Annotated in this window: 17 protein-coding genes; 3 read left to right on the top strand and 14 right to left on the bottom strand. The window is 54.3% G+C overall.

What is annotated here, in order from left to right; all coding sequences use genetic code 11:
* Positions 1–20 precede the first annotated feature (20 nt).
* The 4 genes from QE396_RS12040 to xseB all read right to left on the bottom strand — a co-directional run bounded on the left by QE396_RS12040 (position 21) and on the right by xseB (position 4088).
* Positions 21–995, bottom strand: a complete 975-nt coding sequence (locus tag QE396_RS12040; RefSeq protein ID WP_020885220.1) for an aldo/keto reductase — start codon at positions 993–995, stop codon at positions 21–23.
* A gap of 63 nt (positions 996–1058) precedes the next feature.
* Positions 1059–2921 (bottom strand): 1-deoxy-D-xylulose-5-phosphate synthase, encoded by a 1863-nt coding sequence (gene dxs, locus QE396_RS12035; RefSeq protein WP_020885219.1) that lies wholly within the window; start codon positions 2919–2921, stop codon positions 1059–1061.
* 24 nt (positions 2922–2945) lie between these two features.
* Positions 2946–3845, bottom strand: a complete 900-nt coding sequence (ispA, locus tag QE396_RS12030; protein ID WP_014168855.1) for a (2E,6E)-farnesyl diphosphate synthase — start codon at positions 3843–3845, stop codon at positions 2946–2948.
* The gene (xseB, locus tag QE396_RS12025) at positions 3846–4088 is read right to left on the bottom strand and encodes an exodeoxyribonuclease VII small subunit (protein ID WP_020885218.1); all 243 of its coding nucleotides are present in this window, start codon (positions 4086–4088) and stop codon (positions 3846–3848) included.
* A gap of 311 nt (positions 4089–4399) precedes the next feature.
* Here xseB and thiI point away from each other — a divergent pair, with 311 nt between their 5' ends.
* Positions 4400–5848: a tRNA uracil 4-sulfurtransferase ThiI gene (gene thiI / locus QE396_RS12020; protein ID WP_014168857.1), complete on the top strand. Its 1449-nt coding sequence runs from the start codon at positions 4400–4402 to the stop codon at positions 5846–5848.
* A 45-nt stretch (positions 5849–5893) separates the two neighbouring features.
* Here the strand turns inward: thiI and yajL are convergent, their stop codons facing one another.
* Together yajL and panE are read right to left on the bottom strand one after the other, a co-directional pair.
* The gene (yajL, locus tag QE396_RS12015) at positions 5894–6487 is read right to left on the bottom strand and encodes a protein deglycase YajL (protein ID WP_020885217.1); all 594 of its coding nucleotides are present in this window, start codon (positions 6485–6487) and stop codon (positions 5894–5896) included.
* Entirely contained in the window at positions 6450–7361 is a 912-nt protein-coding gene (gene panE / locus QE396_RS12010; RefSeq protein ID WP_020885216.1) for a 2-dehydropantoate 2-reductase, read from the bottom strand. The genes yajL and panE overlap by 38 nt, the downstream gene beginning before the upstream one ends.
* 203 nt (positions 7362–7564) lie before the next feature.
* Here panE and QE396_RS12005 point away from each other — a divergent pair, with 203 nt between their 5' ends.
* Positions 7565–8056 carry a YajQ family cyclic di-GMP-binding protein gene (locus tag QE396_RS12005; protein ID WP_020885215.1) on the top strand — a complete coding sequence of 164 codons (492 nt, stop codon included), beginning with the start codon at positions 7565–7567 and terminating at the stop codon, positions 8054–8056.
* A 32-nt stretch (positions 8057–8088) separates the two neighbouring features.
* Here the strand turns inward: QE396_RS12005 and QE396_RS12000 are convergent, their stop codons facing one another.
* The 8 genes from QE396_RS12000 to QE396_RS11965 form a co-directional block, all read right to left on the bottom strand.
* Positions 8089–9450, bottom strand: coding sequence for an MFS transporter (locus QE396_RS12000; protein WP_020885214.1), 1362 nt, complete (start codon positions 9448–9450; stop codon positions 8089–8091).
* A gap of 149 nt (positions 9451–9599) precedes the next feature.
* Positions 9600–10487 (bottom strand): heme o synthase, encoded by an 888-nt coding sequence (gene cyoE / locus QE396_RS11995; RefSeq protein WP_014168862.1) that lies wholly within the window; start codon positions 10485–10487, stop codon positions 9600–9602.
* An 11-nt stretch (positions 10488–10498) separates the two neighbouring features.
* Positions 10499–10825: a cytochrome o ubiquinol oxidase subunit IV gene (locus QE396_RS11990; RefSeq protein WP_006176899.1), complete on the bottom strand. Its 327-nt coding sequence runs from the start codon at positions 10823–10825 to the stop codon at positions 10499–10501.
* Complete coding sequence (locus QE396_RS11985) at positions 10825–11439, bottom strand: cytochrome o ubiquinol oxidase subunit III (protein WP_014168863.1); 615 nt, start codon at positions 11437–11439, stop codon at positions 10825–10827. The genes QE396_RS11990 and QE396_RS11985 overlap by 1 nt, the downstream gene beginning before the upstream one ends.
* Positions 11429–13420, bottom strand: coding sequence for a cytochrome o ubiquinol oxidase subunit I (gene cyoB / locus QE396_RS11980; protein WP_014168864.1), 1992 nt, complete (start codon positions 13418–13420; stop codon positions 11429–11431). Before cyoB ends, QE396_RS11985 begins: the two co-directional genes overlap by 11 nt.
* Positions 13421–13436: 16 nt before the next feature.
* Positions 13437–14384 carry a cytochrome o ubiquinol oxidase subunit II gene (cyoA, locus tag QE396_RS11975; RefSeq protein ID WP_008503322.1) on the bottom strand — a complete coding sequence of 316 codons (948 nt, stop codon included), beginning with the start codon at positions 14382–14384 and terminating at the stop codon, positions 13437–13439.
* Positions 14385–14863: 479 nt separating this feature from the next.
* Positions 14864–16339 carry a muropeptide MFS transporter AmpG gene (gene ampG, locus QE396_RS11970; RefSeq protein ID WP_025204965.1) on the bottom strand — a complete coding sequence of 492 codons (1476 nt, stop codon included), beginning with the start codon at positions 16337–16339 and terminating at the stop codon, positions 14864–14866.
* A gap of 46 nt (positions 16340–16385) precedes the next feature.
* Positions 16386–16964 (bottom strand): lipoprotein, encoded by a 579-nt coding sequence (locus QE396_RS11965; protein WP_014168866.1) that lies wholly within the window; start codon positions 16962–16964, stop codon positions 16386–16388.
* Between the two features lie 304 nt (positions 16965–17268).
* On the opposite strand from QE396_RS11965, the gene bolA reads away from it, so the two are divergent.
* Positions 17269–17586, top strand: a complete 318-nt coding sequence (gene bolA / locus QE396_RS11960) for a transcriptional regulator BolA (RefSeq protein WP_013095855.1) — start codon at positions 17269–17271, stop codon at positions 17584–17586.
* The last annotated feature ends 225 nt before the right edge of the window (positions 17587–17811 follow it).

Here is a 17811-nt window from a genome sequence, read left to right as displayed (position 1 = left end):
GAGAGGGGCAGGGCGAGGGCTTACTTAAACCCTACCACCGGATGCTGCTGGTACGGCGTTTCCAGCTCGGCGACTTGCTCAGGCGTCAGCGTTAAATCAACGGCACTCAACAACTCATCCAGCTGTTCTTCCCGCGATGTACCGATAATCGGTGCCGCGACTCCGCGTTTGCTCAGCAACCACGCCAGCGCTACCTGCGCACGCGTGGCACCGGTATCATCGGCAATCCCCGCTAAACGTTCGGCGATCAACGCATCGCTGGCTTCCGTACCTTCGTACAAGGTTTTACCGAACGCATCCGACACCGAGCGGGCAGTGGTCTCTCCCCAAGGTCGGGTGAGGCGTCCGCGCGCCAGAGGGCTCCACGGGATCACCGCTATGCCTTCCTGATAGCAGAGCGGCAGCATCTCGCGCTCTTCTTCGCGATAGATAAGGTTGTAGTGATCCTGCATGGTGACAAACCGTGCCCAGCCGTGCTGCGCCTGAAGATCAAGCGCTGAGGCAAACTGCGAAGCGTGCATAGACGATGCGCCGATGTAACGCGCCTTCCCGGCCTTAACCACATCGTTAAGGGCTTCCAGCGTCTCTTCAATCGGCGTGTTGTAATCCCAGCGGTGGATCTGCAGCAGGTCGACATAATCCATATTCAGGCGCCGGAGGCTGTCATCAATGGATCGCAGGATTTGCGCACGGGAAAGGCCTTCAGGCAAATCACCCACCTGGTGATATACCTTGGTGGCGACGACCACATCGTCACGGCGGGCAAAATCGCGCAGGGCGCGGCCGACAATCTCTTCGCTGCTGCCGTCGGAGTAACTGTTGGCAGTATCAAAAAAGTTAATCCCGCCGTCGAGTGCGCGTTTGATGATAAGGCGGCTGCTCTCTTCCGGCAGCGTCCAGGCGTGATTTCCCCGGTCTGGCTCGCCAAAGGTCATGCATCCCAGGCAAAGTCGGGAAACCTGAAGGTCTGTTGTTCCTAATGTCGTGTATTGCATGGTTCCGCTCCTGCTTTTTTAAACAATACGTTTAAGCATAGCAGGAGCGGAAAAGGGGAGGGATCAGGCAAGCCAGGAACGGATTTTCGACTCAATGCCGGCCGCATCCAGGCCAATCGCCGCACGGGCTTCGTCCTGGGTGCCTTGTGGAATGAAATGATCCGGCAGACCAAGGTTCAGTACCGGCACGGCTTTACGGTTAGCCATCAGCACTTCGTTTACGCCGCTGCCCGCACCGCCCATGATGGCGTTTTCTTCCAGCGTGACCAGCACGTCATGAGATTCCGCCATGCTCAGGATCAGGGCCTCGTCGAGCGGCTTCACAAAGCGCATATCCACGAGGGTCGCATTCAGCGTTTCAGCCACTTTCGCGGCCTCCGGCATCAGCGTACCAAAGTTCAGGATCGCCACTTTCTCACCGCGACGCTTCACCAGACCTTTACCTATCGGCAGTTTTTCCAGCGGCTGCAGTTCAACGCCGACGGCATTGCCGCGCGGGTAGCGCACCGCACTAGGGCCATCCTGATAGTGGTAGCCGGTAAACAGCATCTGACGACATTCGTTCTCATCGCTTGGCGTCATGATGACCATATCCGGGACGCAGCGCAGGAACGACAGATCAAATGCCCCCTGGTGCGTCTGGCCGTCAGCACCCACAATGCCTGCGCGGTCGATAGCAAACAGGACCGGCAGCTTCTGGATGGCAACGTCATGGATCACCTGGTCGTAGGCGCGTTGCAGGAAGGTGGAATAAATGGCGACAACCGGGTTATAACCACCAATCGCCAGACCTGCCGCAAAGGTCACCGCGTGCTGCTCGGCAATGGCAACGTCAAAATACTGGTCCGGGTATTTTTTGGAGAACTCCACCATGCCAGAACCTTCACGCATGGCCGGGGTGATCGCCATAAGCTTATTGTCTTTAGCGGCGGTTTCACACAGCCAGTCGCCAAAGATTTTTGAATAGCTCGGCATGCCGCCGCTGCTTTTGGGCAGGCAACCGCTGCTCGGGTCGAATTTCGGTACCGCGTGGAAGGTGATGGGATCTTTTTCCGCCGGTTCGTATCCACGGCCTTTTTTGGTCATGATATGCAGGAACTGCGGGCCTTTCAGGTCACGCATGTTTTTCAGCGTGGTGACAAGCCCCAGAACGTCATGCCCGTCCACCGGACCAATATAATTAAAGCCCAGCTCTTCAAACAGCGTACCCGGCACGACCATGCCTTTGATGTGTTCTTCGGTGCGTTTAAGCAGTTCTTTGATTGGCGGTACGCCGGAGAAGACTTTTTTTCCGCCTTCACGCAGCGAGGAGTAAAGCTTGCCGGAGAGCAACTGCGCCAGATGGTTGTTCAGCGCGCCCACGTTTTCGGAAATCGACATTTCGTTATCATTAAGGATAACCAGCATGTCTGGCTTGATATCGCCCGCGTGGTTCATGGCCTCAAAGGCCATACCGGCAGTGATCGCCCCGTCGCCAATGACGCAGACGGTACGACGCTGTTTATTCTCTTTTTCGGCTGCCACCGCAATACCGATACCCGCAGAAATCGAGGTGGAGGAGTGTCCAACGCTTAATACGTCGTACTCGCTCTCGCCACGCCATGGGAACGGATGCAGGCCGCCTTTCTGACGAATGGTGCCAATTTTATCGCGACGTCCGGTCAGAATTTTATGCGGATAGGCCTGGTGGCCGACATCCCAGATGAGCTGATCGAACGGCGTGTTATAGACATAGTGCAGCGCCACGGTCAGCTCTACCGTGCCAAGCCCGGAGGCGAAATGGCCGCTGGAGCGGCTTACGCTGTCGAGCAGGTAGCGACGCAGCTCATCGCACAGCTTCGGCAGGCTCTCTTTCGGCAACAGGCGTAACTCCTGGGTGGAGTCAACTAACGCCAGTGTCGGGTATTTGGCAATATCAAAACTCATCAAAGGCTCATCGAGATAGTGTGTTTATTTATCACGCTGGATTATATAGTCCGCTAGCGCTTCCAGTGCCGAAGTATCCAGTGATTGCGCGGCCAGTTGATTCAGCGACTGGCGGGCATCCTCTATCAGATCCCGGGCTTTACGTTGGGCTTGCTCAAGACCCAGCAGGGCGGGGTAGGTACTTTTGCCAAGCTGCTGATCCGCACCCTGACGTTTACCCAATGTTGCAGTATCGCCCACCACATCCAGAATGTCATCCTGAACCTGGAATGCCAGACCGATACTTTCTGCGTATCTGTCCAGTATCGGCAGGGCTTTGCGCCCCTGTTCACCCGCGCTCAGGGCGCCCAGACGAACGGCTGCACGAATCAATGCGCCCGTTTTATGGCGATGAATACGCTCCAGCTGTTCCAGATTAACCTGACGTCCTTCCGCTTCCAGATCCAGTGCCTGACCGCCACACATACCGGCGACGCCGCTGGCCATTGCCAGTTCAGAGATCATCGACAGACGGTCACGGTCGGCCACTTCGGCCATCGGCGCATCGCTCAGAATCGAGAACGCCAGGGTTTGCAGGGCATCTCCCGCCAGAATGGCATTCGCTTCGCCAAACTTGATGTGGCAGGTAGGCTGGCCACGACGCAGATCGTCGTCGTCCATGGCTGGCAAATCATCATGGATCAGCGAGTAGGCATGGATGCACTCAACGGCGGCTGCCGGGGCATCCAGCGTGTTAGCGCTGATACCAAACATATTGCCCGTGGCGTAGACCAGAAACGGACGCAGGCGCTTTCCACCCAAGAGTGCGCCATAGTGCATGGCTTCAACCAGTGGAGTGTTCTGAAAAGGCTGTGGCTCAATAAAACGGCGCAGCGCATCGTTGGCACGCGCGACGCATGCCTGAAGCTCGTTGGCGAAATCCATTTACTCGGCGTCCGGTGCGAATGGCGTAGTTTTAGCGTCTTCGCTGTCGGACAGCAGGATCTGCACGCGCTGCTCGGCCTGCTGCAGTTTGACCTGCCCCTGGCGCGCCAGCTGCACGCCGCGCTCGAATTCATTGAGCGCCTCTTCCAGCGGTAAATCGCCGCTCTCAAGGCGGGTGACAATCTGCTCCAGCTCACTCAGCGCAGTTTCAAAACTGGCCGGTGCGTCGTTCTTCTTCGGCATAGTGAATTGACTCTTATATTCTCAGCCCCGACATGGTAACGGACTCGGGGCAATTATCAAATAACGCGCAATGTGCACAGGAGCGGCGTGAAGATGATATACTTGCGCGCCTGGATGCAGCCACGGGTGTGGGCTGCTATACACGTCATCCTTCAGGTTGTCTCTGTTTGGGCTACGTTTGCGCCTTTCCGTTACTTACTCGCGTAAGCTTGCGGGGGCTGTGACTCGCCGCGTTGATGCCACCTGAATGATTTTGTGTATATTTCATTTTCCATTACAAGCCTTAAGCTTGCCTAAGAAACATTGCCGCCATGAAGTTTATCATTAAATTGTTCCCTGAAATCACCATCAAAAGCCAATCTGTGCGTTTGCGCTTTATTAAAATTCTCACCGGGAACATTCGTAACGTATTAAAACACTACGACGAAACGCTCGCCGTGGTGCGTCACTGGGACCACGTTGAGGTTCGCGCGAAAGATGAAAACAAACGTCAGGATATTCGCGACGCGCTGACCCGTATTCCGGGCATTCACCATATTCTGGAAGTGGAAGACGTTCCTTACACCTCCCTGCATGACATTTTTGAAAAAGCGCTGGTGCAGTACCGCGATCAGATTGAAGGCAAAACCTTCTGCGTGCGCGTGAAGCGTCGTGGTAAGCATGAGTTTAGCTCCATTGAAGTGGAGCGCTATGTGGGTGGCGGCCTCAATCAGCACGTTGAGAGCGCCCGCGTGCGCCTGACTAACCCGGACGTGACCGTTAACCTGGAGATCGAAAACGATCGCCTGCTGCTGGTGAAAGGCCGCTATGAAGGTATCGGCGGTTTCCCAATCGGCACGCAGGAAGATGTCCTGTCGCTGATCTCCGGCGGTTTCGACTCCGGTGTTTCCAGCTATATGCTGATGCGCCGCGGCTGCCGCGTACACTACTGCTTCTTTAACCTGGGCGGTGCGGCGCATGAAATCGGCGTACGTCAGGTTGCGCACTATCTGTGGAACCGCTTCGGCAGCTCCCACCGCGTGCGTTTTGTGGCGATCAACTTTGAGCCAGTGGTCGGCGAAATCCTTGAAAAAGTGGACGACGGTCAGATGGGCGTGGTGCTGAAACGCATGATGGTGCGTGCAGCGTCCAAAGTGGCGGAGCGGTACGGCGTGCAGGCGCTGGTCACCGGTGAAGCGCTGGGCCAGGTCTCCAGCCAGACCCTGACCAACCTGCGTCTTATCGACAACGTATCGGATACCCTGATCCTGCGTCCGCTGATCTCCTACGATAAAGAGCACATCATCGATCTGGCGCGCAAAATCGGTACCGAAGATTTTGCCCGCACCATGCCGGAATACTGCGGTGTGATCTCAAAAAGCCCGACCGTCAAAGCGGTGAAGGCGAAAATCGAAGCCGAAGAAGAGAACTTCGATTTCGGCATTCTGGAGAAGGTGGTGGCGGAAGCGACCAACATCGATATCCGCGAGATCGCCCAGCAGACCGAGCAGGAAGTGGTTGAAGTTGAAACCGTCAGCGGTTTCGGTGCCAACGATGCGATTCTGGATATCCGTTCCATTGATGAACAGGATGACAAACCGCTGCAGGTTGAAGGCGTGGACGTGGTTTCCCTGCCGTTCTACAAGCTGAGCACCAAATTCGGCGATCTCGACCAGAGCAAAACGTATCTGCTGTGGTGCGAGCGCGGGGTGATGAGCCGTCTGCAGGCACTGTATCTGCGCGAGCAGGGCTTTGCAAATGTGAAGGTCTATCGCCCTTAACCGTTTGCCGGGTGGCGGCTTCGCTTACCCGGCTTTCTTTACACGCTACGCTTCGTAAAAATTATAAATCCCCGCCGCCATCACTAACGACGACGCCACCTCGTAGGCTTTCTCACGCCCGACCAGCAGGTCGATAATCTTCAGTCCAAAATCGATCGCGGTACCCGGCCCCTGGCTGGTGAGCAGATTGACGCGCGGATCCCAGACCACACGTTTATCCACCCATTGCTCTTCAGGAATGGTCTCTTTCAGTCCCGGGAAACCGGTCATATTCCCGATCGGGAAAATGTTATGCGGCACCAGAACCGTGCCGGCTGCGGCACAAATTGCCGCAACGATGCGCCCCGACAGATGGAATTGCCTGACGGTTTCGACCAGGAGCGGGCTGTCGCGAAAATACTCCGCGCCCTTCAGGCCGCCCGGCAGTACGATGATGTCGTAATCCCCGTCGGCCACCTGCACAAGCGGTGCATCGGCGAGGATTTTTACGCCCCGTGAACAGGTGATGGTCAGATTACCGTCGCTGGCGACGCTGGCGGTGGTCACGTTAATGCCGCCGCGCACCATCAAATCAATGGTGGTGACGGCTTCTGTCTCTTCGCTACCAGGGGCGAGGCAGATCAGTGCTGACGCGCTCATATTCACTCTCCTTACGTTTAACCAGGTCATACAGACGGGCATTTTCCGGCACGGCAATGCCGTGGGCGCGGGCGCGTTTGAGCAAATAGCCCGTGATGTAATCAATCTCTGTGTGGCGTAATGCCCGAATGTCCTGCAACATCGAGGAGATGTTTTCTGCAGTACTTTCAATTACCTGCTCAACATAATAGCGTAAATCCTCCGCCGAGGTATGCAGGCCTTCACGTTCGATAACCGAGGCGACCTCCGCGCACAGGGTGGCAATTTCCTGCGGATGATTTTTCAGTTCCCCGTTCGGGCAGTTCCACAGCGCCGTCAGCGGATTGATCACGCAGTTAACCGCCAGCTTGCGCCACAGCTGCGGGCGGATAGTGTCATGCCAGGCCACGTCCGGTAGCACCTTCTGCAGAACATCCGCCAGATAGCTGTAGTCGCCATCCTGCGTACGGGCGGGGCCCATGTGCGTTACGCCGCTGGCGATATGCACGATAATGTTGCCATCGCGGCGTGCGGCGTGCGTGGTGGTCGCCATCAACAAGGGATGTGGGATGCTTTTCAGCTCATCAATGGTTCCCATGCCGTTATGCAGCAGCAGGATGGGGGAGTCTGGGGGAAGTTGCGCGGCCAGCGTCTTTACCGCATCTGAAACCTGCCATGCTTTGAGCGTGACCAGCAGCAGATCGCTTTGCGCCAGAAAATCTGGATCGTTCGCGGTGAGTGATTCGTTGAATATACTTCCGTCTTCGTCAATCAGGTTCACACTGCAATAGGGCTGGGGCACGCGCAGCCAGCCCTGTACCTCATGTCCGTGCTTGCAAAGCGCGGTCAGCCATAGCTGTCCAAGGGCTCCGCATCCGAGCACTGTAATTTTCATTGTTCCTCCTCACCTGCAACTGCGCCAGGTGTTACGGCCTAAGTATAGCGCCGTCAGCTAAGCTTCTGTTGAGTAAACCCTGTGACATCTGTGCGGTGTTTCCTCACGTGAACGGCCAGGGATAGCTGCAACTCGAATTATTTGGGGTATCTGCCTTGTAGCGGGTATTATGCAACGCAACAAAAATGAAGGGAGAAGAAAAGATGCCATCTTTCGATATTGTTTCCGAAGTTGATATCCAGGAAGTCCGCAACGGCGTTGAAAACGCAAGCCGTGAAGTTGAGTCACGTTTCGACTTTCGTGGCGTTGAGGCAACTTTCGAGCTGAACGATGCGAATAAGACCATTAAGGTCCTGAGCGAATCTGATTTCCAGGTTAACCAACTGCTGGATATTCTGCGCGCCAAGCTGCTTAAACGCGGCATTGAAGGCACCTCACTGGATGTACCAGACGAGTTTGTGCATAGCGGTAAAAACTGGTTTGTCGAAGCCAAACTGAAGCAGGGTATTGAGAGCGCGGTTCAGAAGAAGATCGTTAAGCTCATCAAGGACAGCAAGCTGAAGGTTCAGGCGCAAATCCAGGGTGAAGAAATTCGTGTGACCGGTAAATCCCGCGATGACCTGCAGGCCGTTATGGCGCTGGTACGTGGCGGCGATCTGGGGCAGCCGTTCCAGTTCAAGAACTTCCGCGATTAAGGCAAAGATGCCCGGTTTTACCGGGCATTTTTTCAGGCTTTGAGAGCCTGCTCGATTTCGAAGCGGTTTGTCACTTTACTGTCTATTTTGACGTAAGCGCTGCGCTCTTGTGGGGCAATAAGCACTTCACTTACCCCCTCCGTTGCTTCAAGACGCTGTTTTAGCGCGTCGGTAATCTCAACATCCTCAGGAATTTCGACCCGCAGACTGCTGACGTAGCGCGGCTCTTTCATGCTGCTGGCGACCAGCAGCCAGACCATCGCCAGCAGTGCGCCTGCGAGGAACACGGTTTGCGAATCAAACAGGCCGTCCACCCAGCCGCCGAGCGAGCCCCCGATAGCCACGCCGATAAACTGGCTGGTGGAGTAGATCCCCATTGCTGTGCCTTTATAGCCGGCCGGGGACTCCTTGCTAATCAGCGATGGCAGCAGGGCTTCCATCAGGTTAAAGGCCAGGAAGAAGAGCTGCACGCCGGCCACCAGTTCCCAGAAGTGCGGGCCGGATCCCCAGAGCACAATCTCGGCAATCAGCAGCACCGCCACGCAGCCAATGAAGACGCGCTTCATCTTGCGTTTCACTTCGGCGTAGATGATGAACGGCACGACCGAAACGAACGAAATCAACATGGTCACCAGGTAGATTTTCCAGTGCTCCGCGGCAGGGAAGCCCGCGGCGGCAAGCTGACCGGGAAGGGCGACAAAGGTCGACATCAGCAGGATGTGCAGACACATGATGCCGAAGTTAAGTTTAAGCAGGCGCGGTTCCATCAGCACTTTGCTGAAGCAGCCTTTCACCATCCCGGATTCACGGTTAAGGACGTGGTTTTTGCTGTCCGGCACCACCCAAAGGGTCAGCGCAATACCGACGGTCGCCAGCACGGCAATCATCCAGAACAGGGCATGCAGGCCGAGTTTATGGGTGATGATAGGCCCGAGCACCATCGCAATCGCGAAAGTGACGCCAAAGCTCACGCCGATAAACGCCATCGCTTTGGTGCGATTCTGCTCACGGGTTAAGTCTGACAGCAGCGCCATCACGGCGGCGGCAATCGCACCAGAGCCCTGCAGGGCGCGACCAAGAATAATTCCCCAGATGGAGTGGGAGAGGGCGGCTATCACGCTGCCGAGCACAAAAATAAGCAGGCCGCCGACAATCAGCGGTTTGCGGCCAACCCGATCCGAGAGCAGGCCAAACGGGATCTGAAATACCGCCTGAGCCAGACCGTAGATGCCAATCGCCAGGCCAATCAGCGCTTCGCTGGCACCCTGTAGCGCCATGCCGTACGTGGTCAGAACAGGCAGGACCATAAACATGCCAAGCATCCGTAGCGAGAAAACAGTCCCTAAACCCCAGGTCGCGCGCAATTCGCCTGGCGTCATTTTATAATCGTTCATTACCACCTCAATTCAAAAGCAGGCCATAGTGTAGTGCGGGGAAGGGGCGGGGTAAATAAAGGGTTATTTAACAAATATTACATGCGTTATTAATGGATTCGATGAATAAAAAAGGGTGCCGAAGCACCCTTTTATTCACCTGGTGTGACTTACCAGACGTAAGTCAGCAGGTTGTGTGAATCAGGCACCATGAAATCCACGGACATCATCACCGACAGCGAAGTGATAGCGACAATGGAGAACACGAACAGCTTACGTGCCCAGACCTTGTCATCTTCCACTTTGTAGCCGCGCAGGGCCATGCCGAGCCACCAGACGCTCACCGCAGCCGCTACCGCCAGGTATTTGTACCCGGCGTAACCGCCCAGAGAGAGCATCAGCGTTGCCACGGCAAAGGCGATGATGTACAGCGTGATGTGGTTTTTAGCCACGGAAATGCCCTTCACGACCGGCAGAACTGGAATGTTCGCTGCCTGATAATCCTTAAAGCGGAAAATCGCGATGGCATAGGAGTGCGGCATCTGCCACAGGCTAAAGATAGCCAGCAGGATCAGCGCACCGCTGTCGAACTCGTTCGTGACGGCGCAGTAGCCAATCACCGGCGGCGCAGCGCCGGAGAGAGAACCAATCAGCGTTCCGTAGACGGAGTGGCGTTTCATATACAGGCTGTAAACGCCCACATAGACGACGAACCCCATCACCCCCAGCCAACAGGCCAGAGGATTAGCGCCAAACCACAGCAGCATAAAGCCAGCAATACCCAGCAAGGTGGCGTACACCAGCGAGACGGAAGGGGCGATCAGGCCTTTAACCAGCACCCGATTTTTAGTCCTTTCCATCTTCTTGTCGATATCCATGTCGATGTAGTTGTTAAATACACAACCGGATGCAACAACCAGCGACACACCGACCAGCGTAGCGATAAAGAGGGTGTAATCGATGCTGCCTTTAGAGGCCAGCAGGAACCCCCCAATTACGGAGATCAGGTTGCCAAAGATGATGCCTGGTTTCGTGACTTGCAGGTATTGCTTAAACATACTCGCCGCTCTTAGTGAACCATCATGTTGTAGTTAAGGTTCCACATAATCCAGATGGAACCGACTACCAGGATAGCGATGATAATCACGGTAAAGATGAAAGCCGTCATGTTCCAGCCTTCATCGGACTTGGTGTTCATGTGCAGGAAGCAAACCAGATGCACCAGAATCTGAATCACCGCGGTTACCAGGATTGCACCCAGAATAACTGGCTTAGACGCAGAACCGCTCATCACCATCCAGAACGGGATCACCGTCAGAATGATCGACAGGATGAAACCTGTCATATAGGTTTTTACGCTACCGTGGGAAGCGCCATGATCGTTTGAATGACTCATTACATCGCCCCCATCAGATATACAACAGAGAACACACAGATCCACACAACGTCCAGGAAGTGCCAGAACAGGCTCAGGCACAGGATACGCGTGCGGTTAGTGCTGGTCAGGCCACGACGGGAGATCTGGAACATCAGTACTGCCATCCAGATCAGACCAGACGTTACGTGCAGACCGTGGGTCCCTACCAGTGCGAAGAACGCAGACAGGAAGCCACTACGATCCGGCCCGAAGCCTTCCATAATCAGGTGATGGAATTCATAGATTTCCATCCCGATAAAGCCAGCACCAAACAGCCAGGTCAACGCCAGCCAGGAGACAACCTGGCTCTTGTTGTTTTTGTACATGGCGATAGCCGCCATGCCGTAGGTGATGGAGCTGAACAGCAGCAGCGCGGTTTCTACCAGAACGAACGGCAGTTCAAAGATGTCCTTGCCAGCCGGGCCGCCCGCAGTGCCGTTCACCAGAACGGCATACGTTGCGAACAGACAGCAGAACAGAATGCAGTCGCTCATCAGGTAGATCCAGAAACCGAAGACTTTTGTCGGTCCTGTATCGTGGTGCGCATGTTCATGCGCGTGGGCAGTAGAGTGCGCCAAAGTATCAGTTGCCATTTTTCAGCCCCGCTTTAGAAATCTCATCGAAATGCTGGTTTTCCAGTTTTTCGACTTCACGGACTGGTACGTAGTAGTCTACGTCCTCGTCAAAGCTCTTCACAATCCAGCTGATTACGATGCCGGCGAAGCCAACAATCGCCATCCACCAGATGTGCCAGATCATTGCGAAGCCAAATACCGTTGCGAAGGCGGCAATAACAATGCCCGCACCGCTGTTTTTCGGCATGTGGATCTCTTCGTAATGAGCAGGTTGCTTGTACGCTTCACCTTTTTCTTTCATTTCCCAGAATGCGTCGCGTTCATGGACCTGCGGCACAATGGCGAAGTTATAGAACGGTGGTGGAGAAGAGGTTGCCCACTCCAGCGTACGGCCACCCCATGGGTCACCGGTCAGGTCACGGTTCTGATCGCGGTCGCGAATAGAAACGTAGAACTGAATCAGCTGAGACGCGATACCACAAGCAATCAGCACGGCACCGCCCGCTGCAACCATCAGCATTGGGTGGAACTGTGGATCAATCTGCTGGCTCAGACGACGGGTCATACCCATGAAGCCCAGCACGTACAGCGGCATAAATGCAACGAAGAAGCCGATGATCCAGAACCAGAATGCGCGTTTACCCCATTTTTCGTTCAGGGTGAAACCGAACGCTTTTGGCCACCAGTAGGTTACGCCAGCGAAGCAGCCGAAGACCACACCACCGATGATAACGTTATGGAAGTGCGCAATCAGGAACAGACTGTTGTGCAGAACGAAGTCAGCACCCGGTACCGCCAGCAGTACACCGGTCATCCCACCCACGGAGAAGGTGACGATGAAGCCGATAGTCCACAGCATTGCTGAGTGGAACACGATACGGCCCTGGTACATGGTGAACAGCCAGTTGAAGATCTTAACCCCGGTAGGGATTGCGATAATCATGGTTGTAATACCGAAGAAGGCGTTTACGTTCGCGCCAGCACCCATGGTGAAGAAGTGGTGCAGCCAAACGATGAACGACAGAACGGTAATACACACGGTTGCCCACACCAGAGAGGTGTAACCAAACAGACGTTTACGCGAGAAGGTTGCTGCGATTTCGGAGAACACACCGAAGACCGGCAGAACCAGGATGTACACTTCCGGGTGACCCCAGGCCCAAATCAGGTTGATGTACATCATCATGTTGCCACCCATATCGTTGGTAAAGAAATGGGTGCCCAGGTAGCGGTCCAGGGTCAGCAGCGCGATGGTGACGGTCAGAATTGGGAATGATGCAATAATCAGGATGTTGGCGCACAGAGATGCCCAGGTAAATACCGGCATCTTGAACATGGTCATGCCAGGGGCACGCATCTTGATAATGGTCACGAAGAAGTTGATACCGGTCAGGGTTGTACCGACACCGGAGAGCTGAAGTGCCCAAATCCAGTAATCGACGCCAACGCCCGGACTGTACTCAATTCCCGAAAGCGGCGGGTAAGCCAGCCAGCCGGTCTGAGCAAATTCGCCCACACCCAGTGACAGGTTAACCAGGATAACGCCGACAACCGTGAACCAGAAGCTCAGGTTGTTCAGGAACGGGAACGCTACGTCGCGCGCGCCGATTTGCAGCGGAACGACAACGTTCATCAGACCGATAACCAGCGGCATCGCCACGAAGAAGATCATGATAACGCCGTGGGCGGTAAAGATCTGGTCGTAGTGATGCGGCGGCAGGAAGCCGGCTTCACCCGCGGACGCGAGTGCCTGCTGGCTACGCATCATGATCGCATCCGCAAAGCCACGAATTAACATGACGATACCGACGATGCAGTACATGATACCCAGTTTTTTGTGGTCAACCGAAGTCAGCCACTCGTTCCACAGGTAGCTCCACTTACCGAAGTAAGTGATCAAGGCCAGTAAGGCTGCGCCACCGATGATAATTGCAGCAACCGTAACCACGATAATGGGTTCATGGTAGGGCACTGCATCCAGTGTCAATTTTCCGAACATTTTCTTCCTCGGCCCCTTAGTGAGCGGTTTCCGCGTGGCTCATGTCCATGCCTTCCATACCTTCGTGTGCGCTATGCTCACCTTCAGGCTGGGTCATGTCCATGCTCTTGCCGTGATCCATAAATTTGCCAATAACGTCTTTGAACAAATCTGGTTTCACGTTAGAGAAGTACTCCACCTTGTTATATTCGCTAGGTGCTGCCACTTTTTCGAACGCCGCCATGTCAGACATGGTGTTTGGAGACTGCTTCGCTTTTTCAACCCACTGGTCGAAAGCGGCACGGTCTGGCGTCGCGATAGCTTTGAACTTCATACCTGAGAAGCCCGGGCCGCTATAGCTGGCGGAGATACCATCGTAGGTGCCTGCTTCATTCGCGATCAGGTGCAGGTTAGTCTGCATACCGGCCATCGCGTAAATCTGGCTACCCAGACGTGGGATGAAGAAGGAGTTCATTACGGAGTTGGAGGTCACTTTGAACTGAACCGGAGTGTTCGCCGGGAAGGCGATTTCATTCACGGTGGCAATGCCCTGTTCCGGATAGATGAAGAACCATTTCCAGTCCATGGAGACCACTTCAATGGTAATCGGTTTTTCATCGTGAACCAGCGGCTTGCTTGGCTCAAGTGCGTGAGTGGTTTTCCATGTCAGTACGGCAAGGAACAGGATGATCAGGATAGGTACCGTCCAGACCACAGCTTCCACTTTATTGGAGTGTGACCAGTTAGGGCTATACTTCGCATCTTTATTGCTCGCACGATACTTCCAGGCGAAACCAACAGCCATCAAAATGGCTGGAATAACCACAATCAACATCAGGCCAAAAGCCGTCAATATCAGTGAACGTTGTTCCAGTCCAATCTGTCCTTTGGGGTCAAGTAGTGCAGAATCGCAGCCACTGAGTAATACAGTGCCTGCGAATAATGACAACCATCCCAAACTTTTATTGTATTTCCTGAGTCTCATTTAACGACCTCAATTCCACGGGAGTCTGGTGGCGTTTAAAGTGTGGGGGCATTTTACGGGAAGGTTACATTACTGTAAACATCATTAGACCTGTGTCAGGAAGGTGTTACCGGGTTCTGCCGCACATGTCACAAGTGTTGCAAATTATGTCGCTTTTTAAGACGTAAGCCGCATGGCATGGGCTTTATAACGAAAGGACCCCCAAGCATACCCTAAAAGGGGCAATTGGTATAACCATTGTGAAAAATAAACAAAAAATTAACAATTAATTATCAATAAAAAGACAACTAAAAAACGAAAAATCAAACTCTCTGATGCTGAATCGTTTAATGAAAAATAGCGTTCTGCAATTGACTCCAATAATTTCCGAATCCTATCCCGCACAAAACAACAAATATTTTTTTTAGCGGCTGGCGGCTATTTCACCGTTATAATTTCGGTTCGTGATTACAACGGGAAATAACCTTTCGGATTTTACTTCAGGTTAACTGCGTTTTACGCAGCGCCATGAAATCGAGCAGCCCGCCAGTCAGGATCCCGGCAACCGCCAGCAGCGCGCCGGCATCCAGCAGAAGCGCTTCGAGAGGCAGTACCAGAGAGGTGGTGGCATTAATAATGAGCACCACGAGCCACAGCACCAGGGCAAAGCAACCCGCCATTAACAGTCGTAACGCAAAACGGTAAGCGCGATGATATTCCGTGCGTGGCATAAAGTGTTCTGTTCGCTGGGTATATTCCAGCGTCTGGCGACAGACCAGTAACAATAAGAGCCCAGGCACTGCCGCTACCACGGAGAAGAGGTAGAACGTTGGCCAGCCATGGGCTTCAACAAACCAGCCGGCAATCGGCCCGACATACACGCGACCAACGGCGGAAAGCGCCGAGAGCAGAGCGAACTGCGTCGCGGAAAACGATTTGTTGCACAGGGTCATCAGCAGGGCAACAAACGCCGCTGTCCCCATACCGCCGCACAGGTTTTCAAAAAACACCGCGGCGCCCATGCTGATCATATGCTTATCCGTCACCGACAGCAGCCAGTAACCGGCGTTCGATGCCCCCTGCAGGATGCCGAAGATCAGCAGTGCGCGAAAGAGCGTCAGACGCTGCATTAATACGCCGCCGTACAGGGCCCCGACAATAGTCGCAAACAACCCGAGCGTTTTGTTCACCACGCCGACTTCACCGGCATCAAACCCGACCCCGCGAATTAGGAAGGTGGTGGTCAGGCTCATCGCGAAGGCATCGCCGAGCTTATAAAGGACGATTAACAGCAGGATAAGCCAGGCGTTGTTGCGGCCAAAGAAGTCGCGAAGAGGTTCGGCAACGGCCTGCTCCAGAGAACGTGGAACCGGGATCACATCGCTCGGTTCGGGGGCGAGCAGGGTGGCAATAATACAGGGGATCAACAGGGCGGCCATCAGCCAGTACATGCCCTGCCAGCCGAGATAACGGTCGGCCACCCACAGCGCCAGACCACCGGATACCAGCATCCCCAGACGATAGCCCAGCACGCTAATGGCTGCGCCGGCTCCCCGCTCTTCTGCAGGCAACACGTCCGTCTTCCAGGCATCAAAAACGATATCCTGCGAGGCAGAACAGAAGGCGATTACCACCGCAAGGGCGGCCATCCAGCGAAGCTGCGTCGTGGGTTCAAGAAAGCCCATCGCCGCGATTGCGATCAGCAACAGGACCTGGGTCATCACTAACCAGCCGCGACGACGGCCCAGGAACGGCGGGGTATAACGGTCCATCACCGGCGACCACAGGAACTTAAAGACGTAAGCCTGGCCGACGAGGGAGAAGAAACCAATGGTTTTGAGATCGATATTCTCGACGGTCATCCAGGCCTGCAGCGTGCCGGAGGTGAGGGCGAGAGGTAAACCGGAGGCGAAACCAAGGATCAGCAGGATGGCTGATTTAGGTTGCTGGAAAATGCGTAAGTAATGACTCGACATGTTCATATAAAGCTGACCCGGTGAAACACCGGGTCAGGAAGCGGGATTAACGCGCGTTTTGCTTGATGAAGTCGTGGATGCTGGTGTCCTGCGCCATATCGGAAATGGTGTCAGTCAGCACGCTGTTAACCGCGTTAGCAATATTTTTGTTGGACGCCTGGAACGCGCCTTCAACAGAGTAGCTCGCACGGTAGTTTTTGGTCATCTTGTTGCCGTTCTTCGCGGTCGCGATGATGGCGATATCCGCTTTGGTGGAGATGTTGTAGCGAACGTTACCCTGGGACACGTCAGCGTACAGGTTGTTCACGATGATCTGCAGATCAACCGCACCGCTTGGGCCAATCATATAGCCGCGGGAAGTCATCTGTTTCTCGAGCACTTCCTGCAGCAGGAAGCGCAGGTCGCGTGAGGCGGTCAACGTCACCTGCTGGTTGTCGCGGGTCACTTTAGCTAGGGCTTGATCCTGACGCTGATCGGCACCGTTAATGCTCACGGTTACGCCCATCAGGCTAGGATCCTGCTGAGGCAGGGTAATCTTAGGGGAGACATCAATGGTTGTAGGCGGGGTAGCGCAGCCTGCCAGCATAAAAAGTGCTACCAACGGAAAGAAGAGTTTTTTTAACATTTTCAGGTTCTCAACGAATCGTAAGCATTACAGAGAAAAATTGCCGCCATCATAACATCGCTAACGGCCAGGGGAAGTGGTCAACGCATGTAAATTCATCGCCTTGTCCGAAAACTGACCAGCCCCGCCTTTTTCTCCACGCGCGAAGGTCAAAAGGTATGAGTCTCACAGTGAACTTCATTCGTCTGAATGAGAAAATAAGACGAAAGCTAAATATTTGTTGTCTTGTTGTAATGGAAACGGTAAAAGCGGCTAATATTTAAAGGGATGGGTGACATCCTGGCGTTGTCGGAGGAGTGATTTCATGATGATACGTGAACAGATAGAAGATAAATTAAGGGCAGCGTTCAACCCTGTGTTCCTCGAAGTCGTCGACGAAAGCTATCGTCATAACGTGCCGGCAGGTTCTGAAAGCCACTTTAAAGTGGTTCTGGTCAGCGATCGCTTCACGGGAGAACGTTTCCTGAACCGACATCGCTTGATCTACAGCACCTTGACGGAAGAACTCTCCACAACCGTACATGCGCTGGCATTGCACACCTATACCATTAAGGAATGGGAAGGCTTGCAGGATACGGTATTTGCATCGCCGCCGTGTCGCGGCGCAGGCACCATCGCCTGATAAATCGGATTTGCAACGGCTGGAGCTTTTCCAGTATGTTGCATACAGATTTCCTCAAAACGGCCTCCGGGCCGTTTTGTTTTGTCTGAGTTTTGAGCGGATGGTGCGTTTTTAAGGCTAAAAATAGCCTTAAAGTGTGAAAAAAGCCGCAGCAACATGCCCCAACCGTTCTCGACTCACCTAAGTGATGCCGCTATAATGCCGCGTCTTAATGAATGTCTTCGG

It is taken from the genome of Enterobacter sp. SORGH_AS_0287, assembly GCF_031453695.1.
Classification (GTDB): Bacteria; Pseudomonadota; Gammaproteobacteria; order Enterobacterales; family Enterobacteriaceae; genus Enterobacter; species Enterobacter ludwigii.
This window is presented reverse-complemented; position numbering and strand designations above follow the sequence as displayed.

What these genes read in the sequence shown, in the direction of transcription:
- ispA (WP_014168855.1), bottom strand. Translation starts at nt 3,845, where the DNA reads ATGGATTTCGCCAACGAGCTTCAGGCATGCGTCGCGCGTGCCAACGAT.
- yajL (WP_020885217.1), bottom strand. Translation starts at nt 6,487, where the DNA reads ATGAGCGCGTCAGCACTGATCTGCCTCGCCCCTGGTAGCGAAGAGACA.
- QE396_RS12000 (WP_020885214.1), bottom strand. Translation starts at nt 9,450, where the DNA reads ATGAACGATTATAAAATGACGCCAGGCGAATTGCGCGCGACCTGGGGT.
- thiI (WP_014168857.1), top strand. Translation starts at nt 4,400, where the DNA reads ATGAAGTTTATCATTAAATTGTTCCCTGAAATCACCATCAAAAGCCAA.
- cyoE (WP_014168862.1), bottom strand. Translation starts at nt 10,487, where the DNA reads ATGTTTAAGCAATACCTGCAAGTCACGAAACCAGGCATCATCTTTGGC.
- cyoB (WP_014168864.1), bottom strand. Translation starts at nt 13,420, where the DNA reads ATGTTCGGAAAATTGACACTGGATGCAGTGCCCTACCATGAACCCATT.
- QE396_RS11985 (WP_014168863.1), bottom strand. Translation starts at nt 11,439, where the DNA reads ATGGCAACTGATACTTTGGCGCACTCTACTGCCCACGCGCATGAACAT.
- QE396_RS11965 (WP_014168866.1), bottom strand. Translation starts at nt 16,964, where the DNA reads ATGTTAAAAAAACTCTTCTTTCCGTTGGTAGCACTTTTTATGCTGGCA.
- bolA (WP_013095855.1), top strand. Translation starts at nt 17,269, where the DNA reads ATGATGATACGTGAACAGATAGAAGATAAATTAAGGGCAGCGTTCAAC.
- dxs (WP_020885219.1), bottom strand. Translation starts at nt 2,921, where the DNA reads ATGAGTTTTGATATTGCCAAATACCCGACACTGGCGTTAGTTGACTCC.
- ampG (WP_025204965.1), bottom strand. Translation starts at nt 16,339, where the DNA reads ATGTCGAGTCATTACTTACGCATTTTCCAGCAACCTAAATCAGCCATC.
- QE396_RS12005 (WP_020885215.1), top strand. Translation starts at nt 7,565, where the DNA reads ATGCCATCTTTCGATATTGTTTCCGAAGTTGATATCCAGGAAGTCCGC.
- cyoA (WP_008503322.1), bottom strand. Translation starts at nt 14,384, where the DNA reads ATGAGACTCAGGAAATACAATAAAAGTTTGGGATGGTTGTCATTATTC.
- QE396_RS11990 (WP_006176899.1), bottom strand. Translation starts at nt 10,825, where the DNA reads ATGAGTCATTCAAACGATCATGGCGCTTCCCACGGTAGCGTAAAAACC.
- QE396_RS12040 (WP_020885220.1), bottom strand. Translation starts at nt 995, where the DNA reads ATGCAATACACGACATTAGGAACAACAGACCTTCAGGTTTCCCGACTT.
- xseB (WP_020885218.1), bottom strand. Translation starts at nt 4,088, where the DNA reads ATGCCGAAGAAGAACGACGCACCGGCCAGTTTTGAAACTGCGCTGAGT.
- panE (WP_020885216.1), bottom strand. Translation starts at nt 7,361, where the DNA reads ATGAAAATTACAGTGCTCGGATGCGGAGCCCTTGGACAGCTATGGCTG.